This window comes from Luteibacter sp. P4_D7_3, from assembly GCF_056401735.1.
In genome coordinates, this window is the sequence record NZ_JBFUIT010000270.1 from 1 (window position 1) to 5,394 (window position 5,394).

Sequence of the window (5,394 nt, forward strand, 5' to 3'; positions counted from 1 at the left end):
TCTCGAGGACATCCGTCATGAAGGCCGGTTCGTTGCGTATGCCCCGACGATGGGCGCAGGGCTGGTCCGGGGCGTCGGTTTCCAGCAGAAGCCACTCCAGTGGCATGCCGGTGACCACGCGACGGATGCGATTCGCGCCCTCGTAGGTGACGGGGCCTCCAATGCCGAGATGGAAGCCGAGGTCGAAGARCTGCCGGGCCTGTTCTTCGCTGCCGGAGAAGCTGTGGACCACGCCGCGCAGTCCGCCGACGCGGCGTAAGGTGTGGATGGTTTCCTCGAAGGCGCGACGGGCATGCACGATCACGGGCAGGTCGTGTTCGCGGGCGATGTGCAACTGCCGGACGAAAACCTCGCGCTGGCGCACCGGGTCGAGACCCTCGACATAGAAATCCAGCCCGATCTCGCCCACGGCGATCGCGCCGTGGCCGTCGAGCCAGCCCGGCAGCTCGGCAAGGTGCTCGTCGCGATGGGCGTCGATCCGCAGCGGGTGCAGACCATAGGCGGGGAAGGCGCCTTCACGCGCCGYACACAAAACCTCGATGGCTTCCCAGTTTCCCCGGTCGATCGCCGGTACGATCCAGCGCCGCACGCCGGCCCCGCTGGCCCGATCGAACATCGCCCCACGGTCTCCGTCGAACGAAACATCGTCCAGATGGGCATGGGTATCTACCAGATCGAGCATGTCAGTCAGCGGCCGGTGGGGTTGTGGGCGTGAGTCTAAGGCGTCGTTCAGTTTAACGACTGTCAAATGTCATCGAGGCGACTTCCGGGTGATGGGGCACATGCGCCATCGAGTCGCCGACCTTTGTTAGGAGAGTAGGGTTATGAGCAGGTTGAAGATTTCCGTCCTGAACGCTGGTTTGGGCGCGGCCCTTGTGTTGAGCCTTTCCGCCTGCAACCGCGATGCAAACGCAGATGTGGCCAATGCCCAGTCGCCCGGCACCTCGGCGCTCAACGCCGCCGCCGCGCCGCCGCCGGCGGACAATGGCCCGCGCTACGGTCGCGTGGTCAGCGTGGATCCGGTCCGCGAGACGGCCACGGCCGCACAGCGTCAGTGCCACGATGAGGTCGTGACGCGCCACGTCCCGGTGCGGGATCAGCACCAGGTCGCCGGTACCGCCATCGGCGCCGTCGCAGGCGGCCTCCTGGGTAACCAGATCGGCCACGGTAAGGGTCGCACCCTTGCTACGGTCGCAGGTGCCGTGGGCGGCGGTTACGCCGGCCACGAGATCCAGGAAAACCACCAGGAAAACAACACGACCACCAGCACCATCCGCAAGTGCGAGACGGTGGCTGGCACGGCGGGCGACAAGGTCGTCGCCTATGACGTGCGCTATGAGTACAACGGCGTGACGCGTTCGGTGCGTATGGATCACGATCCGGGCGACCGCGTCCAGGTCCAGGAAGGCGTTTCCGTCATTTCCGACGCGCGTTGATCAACCCATTCACCAGGACGCCACCCATGCACAGCTTCGTCCGTAAGTCCGGCCTCGTTGCCGCCGCTGTTGCCACTCTGTCGTTGACGGCTTGCTATGAGCCGCCGCGACGCGTTTACCACGAGGATCGCGTGGTGTATTCCGGTCCCCCGCGGGGCTGCGATCAGTGCGGCACCGTCAGCGATGTGGAGCAGGTCTACACCCAGCGCGATTCGTCGCCCTTGGGTGCCGTGATTGGCGCGGTGGCCGGCGGCTTGCTGGGTAACACGGTTGGCCACGGTGACGGTCGCACGGCCGCTACCGTTGGTGGTGCCGTGGCAGGTGGCTTCGTCGGCAATGCCGTCGGCAAGCGCAACGGTGCGGATGAGGCCGTGTTCCGCGTACGTATTCGTCTGGATGACGGGCGAGTGGCGACGGTAACGCAGCGGGAAGATCCACAGCTTCGCCGTGGCGATTACGTCGTCATCCAGGGTGACCACGTCTACCGCAGGTAACGCGCGTTGGATGTGGATGTCGCGCGATTCCTGTAGGAGCCGCTTCAGCGGCGATGCCGGAATACGTCAACCTCTACAGACGTCCAGACGGCTAAAACAAGAAAGGCCCGCTACCAGGCGGGCCTTTCTTGTTTTCAGAGAACGTGAGTTGGTCTCGAGCACCCATCGCCGATGAATCGGCTCCTACAAAAGCGTGGGGGTGATGGCAATGGCCGCTTTATAAAAGGCAAAAAAAAGCCCTCGTCCGAGGGCCCCTTTTCCCGGGAATCCCAAGCTGCCCGCCTGGATTCCTTCTCCCCCGCGTGTTCTTTCGCTTACGTCAGTTGACGGCGTAGAACGCGTGGTCGCCGATCTTGCGAACGACGCGGCTGGCTGACCAGCTCGGTGCGACCGCAACGGTCGCGAAATGATCTGCTTGCGGAACATAAACGAGGCGTTCGCTCTTGGGCAGGCTCCAGTTGTTGAGGGAGTCGCCAGCGATTTTCCACGCCTTGGTCCATGAAACGAGATCGGTTATTTCAAAATCCTTTGGTGTCGTGGTAATCGCGAACTGGCGTGGAGCCGAGACGACGGCACACACCTTGTCGCCGCCCATGCCGCGATCGCGGCGCCGTAGGGCGACTTCCGCCACGGCATACTGGCCGATGGTGGGTTCGCTGCGTGCTTCGAGATATACCGTCGTCGCCAGGCACGTCTGGTCAGCGAGGTGGCTTGGAAGGACGGACGCCATCCATAGCAAAGCGGAAAGTTTCATGTGTATCTGCCTCCAACGAGCTTTTCCGTCACTTGCGGCTTTCATGGAAAGGCCATGGGGGACGTATGAGCGGTAGACGGGCGGGCAGGCCGTTACTACCTGGACCAACCGAAGGCACCCGCTGAGAATCAGTTACGCGGATGAGTCGGGCGTCACACACTGTGACTGTACAAGACGGCTGTCCGGAGCCGTCCGGTAATGGGGGTTTGCCGAAAGGGAGCGGCATCGCGCAATGGGCGGCGGCTCTGTCGGCTTACTACGCGCAATCAGATGGTGCGCGCGTTTCGTGCTCCGGCTTTTGCCGGGTCGCGCCAGAACCGTCATCGTCGACGGATCGTCGCGGGCGTAACCGTGATGCAACACCACGGCCACTCAAATGGATCGGCGGAGCCTAGTAGCGCAATGCAAATTTGGCAAGTGCGTATGCGGTACGGTTCAGCTTTTGCTCACACACGCTGTTGAACTTTATTTTACGAATGTGCTTGCAAATGCTCATGCGTCGAACGTCGACACGATGTGCAGACGCATGCCTTCGATTTCAAGAGTGTCTGCTTGTACGGCCGCGTCATCCAATACGACAAGCGATATAGGCTTTGGTGCTGATGCATGACACATCAACACGATACCGACAGTGTTGCCGTCAACGCGTAGCGAATGTCCTTCGGCGAGCGTGCTGTCGCTCGTGACGGTATGCAGGTGTTTCTTGTGGCCGCCAAGGTAATGCAGGCGCGCTGCGATTTCCTGGCCGGGAAAGCAACCTTTATTGAATGAAACAGCACCCAGGCGTTCCATCGACAGAGCGGGTGGAAGCAAGGCGTCGATCGCTCCATCCGGAAGCCATGCATAGCCATTCGAAATGTGCCGCGCGATCCACGCGTCGTTACTGCTTTCAACTTTCGCGTTGTCGACTTTCGCATCGCCGAACCGCAACGACGCATGTCCTTCGCCGAAACGGATCGCACCGCTTTCGTCTTCGCAAACATGCGTGTCGTCGAGTGCGTCGCCATCACTGGTGTGCAGTACATCCGACACGACGATCTTCACCTTCGACCGAAAGACGAAACGACGCAGGTCGTTCGCGATCGCTTCGCCGTCGCCTCCGCGCGGAATCACGACGAAGCGCTCGTCGTCGGGTCGGGCGATCTGTAGCAGCGCGCGCACCCGGCCCTTGGGGTCGAGCCAGCCACTCCATTGCCACCGGCCGCGGGGCAGGGCGAGGACGTCGCTGCTGAACTGGGCATTGGCGAAGGAGGCCGCGTCGGGGCCGGTCAGGGTGATGCTGCGAGTGGTACGGCTCGGCATGGGGAGGCGCAAGGCAGGGCGGAAGCGTAAGATATACGGCCGGGCCAAGGCCAAACCAACCCTCTTGATAATCGTGAAGGTTGTGCTGAGGTGGCACAGGTATTACGCTTTTAGGGCTTTATAACCATGTCCGACAATCCCTCCGAACCCAAAGACGCGAACGATTCCGCCCCGGCGAAACCGCTCGTCACGCCGATCGTCCCCACGAACGGCACGCCAGGGGTCGAGAAAGCGCCATTGGACCCAACGCGTTACGGCGACTGGGAAAAGAACGGACGCTGCATCGACTTCTGAGGATCGGAAGGCGGGGAGAGATCGTCGGGCATCAGCGATTCCAATCCAGGATAGCCGCCATGGCACAAACGGGACGACCGCTCTCACCGCATCTCCAGGTCTACAAGTGGCAAGTGCAGATGGCTTCTTCCATCCTGCATCGCGCCACCGGCATCATCCTCGCCGTCGGTAGCCTGCTCATCGTATGGGGCCTTGCCGCCCTCGCCGCCGGTCAGGACGCCTTCGCGACCTTTACCGCCTGCGCGACCAGCGCCTTCGGCACGATCGTCATGATCGGCTGGACCCTGGCCTTCTTCTATCACCTGTGCAACGGCATCCGTCACCTGGTCCAGGACACCGGCAAGGGCTACGCGATCGAGACGTTCGTCCGCACCAGCTGGATGGCGATCATCGTCTCCATCGTGCTGACGGTGGCCGTCTGGGCCTATGTGCTGACCGGGAGCCACGCATGAGCAAGGATCTGCGCAACCCGCTCGCCCGCGCACGCGGCCTGGGCTCGGCGAAGGAAGGCGTCGGCCACTGGATGACCCAGCGCATCACTGCGCTCGCCCTGGTCTTCCTGACCCTCTGGTTCGTCATCACCGTGCTCGGCCTGATGCACGCCGACTACGCCACGGCCCGCGCGACCATTGCGAAGCCCTGGAACGCGGTGCTGCTCATCGCTCTCATCATCACCATGTTCAAGCACGCCGTGCTCGGCCTGCAGGTGGTGATCGAAGACTACGTCCATACCCGCTGGCTCGAAATGACCTCGCTGGTACTCATCAAGTTCATCGCCGTACTCGCCGCGCTTACGGGCGTGCTGGCCGTGCTGCGCATCGCGCTCGGAAGCTGATCGATGGAATCCTATAAGGTTCAACAACACAAGTACGACGTGATCGTGGTCGGCGCCGGCGGCGCGGGCCTGCGAGCCACGTTCGGCCTGGCCGAAAAGGGCCTCAAGGCCGCCTGCATCACCAAGGTCTTCCCGACCCGTTCGCACACCGTGGCGGCTCAGGGCGGCATCTCCGCCGCGCTCGGTAACATGGGCGAGGACGACTGGCGTTATCACTTCTACGACACGATCAAGGGCTCCGACTGGCTCGGCGACCAGGACGCGATCGAGTACATGTGC

The 5,394-nt window shown here is 62.5% G+C and carries 9 protein-coding genes; 6 read left to right on the forward strand and 3 right to left on the reverse strand.

The window, feature by feature from the left end; genetic code table 11:
* Positions 1 to 682, reverse strand: a 682-nt coding sequence (locus AC1DSN_RS17695) for a TatD family hydrolase (protein WP_477331960.1), incomplete at its 3' end; no start/stop codon positions are given.
* 142 nt (positions 683 to 824) lie between these two features.
* Here AC1DSN_RS17695 and AC1DSN_RS17700 point away from each other — a divergent pair.
* Both AC1DSN_RS17700 and AC1DSN_RS17705 read left to right on the forward strand, forming a co-directional pair.
* Positions 825 to 1,436 (forward strand): glycine zipper 2TM domain-containing protein, encoded by a 612-nt coding sequence (locus AC1DSN_RS17700; protein WP_213947687.1) that lies wholly within the window; start codon positions 825 to 827, stop codon positions 1,434 to 1,436.
* Positions 1,437 to 1,462: 26 nt separating this feature from the next.
* A complete protein-coding gene (locus AC1DSN_RS17705) occupies positions 1,463 to 1,930 on the forward strand; it encodes an outer membrane lipoprotein (RefSeq protein ID WP_063572478.1) in 468 nt (155 codons plus the stop codon).
* Between the two features lie 319 nt (positions 1,931 to 2,249).
* Here AC1DSN_RS17705 and AC1DSN_RS17710 read toward each other — a convergent pair whose 3' ends face one another.
* Complete coding sequence (locus tag AC1DSN_RS17710; RefSeq protein WP_213947686.1) at positions 2,250 to 2,684, reverse strand: cell wall hydrolase; 435 nt, start codon at positions 2,682 to 2,684, stop codon at positions 2,250 to 2,252.
* A 492-nt stretch (positions 2,685 to 3,176) separates the two neighbouring features.
* The gene (ygfZ, locus tag AC1DSN_RS17715) at positions 3,177 to 3,986 is read right to left on the reverse strand and encodes a CAF17-like 4Fe-4S cluster assembly/insertion protein YgfZ (protein WP_477295345.1); all 810 of its coding nucleotides are present in this window, start codon (positions 3,984 to 3,986) and stop codon (positions 3,177 to 3,179) included.
* A 126-nt stretch (positions 3,987 to 4,112) separates the two neighbouring features.
* On the opposite strand from ygfZ, the gene AC1DSN_RS17720 reads away from it, so the two are divergent.
* The 4 genes from AC1DSN_RS17720 to AC1DSN_RS17735 all read left to right on the forward strand — a co-directional run.
* A complete protein-coding gene (locus tag AC1DSN_RS17720; protein ID WP_082879133.1) occupies positions 4,113 to 4,280 on the forward strand; it encodes a DUF1674 domain-containing protein in 168 nt (55 codons plus the stop codon).
* 59 nt (positions 4,281 to 4,339) lie between these two features.
* Positions 4,340 to 4,732: a succinate dehydrogenase, cytochrome b556 subunit gene (sdhC, locus tag AC1DSN_RS17725; RefSeq protein ID WP_063572475.1), complete on the forward strand. Its 393-nt coding sequence runs from the start codon at positions 4,340 to 4,342 to the stop codon at positions 4,730 to 4,732.
* Positions 4,729 to 5,115 carry a succinate dehydrogenase, hydrophobic membrane anchor protein gene (gene sdhD, locus AC1DSN_RS17730; protein ID WP_063572474.1) on the forward strand — a complete coding sequence of 129 codons (387 nt, stop codon included), beginning with the start codon at positions 4,729 to 4,731 and terminating at the stop codon, positions 5,113 to 5,115. The genes sdhC and sdhD overlap by 4 nt, the downstream gene beginning before the upstream one ends.
* A gap of 3 nt (positions 5,116 to 5,118) precedes the next feature.
* On the forward strand, positions 5,119 to 5,394 hold a 276-nt coding region (locus AC1DSN_RS17735; RefSeq protein ID WP_477331962.1), incomplete at its 3' end, for an FAD-binding protein.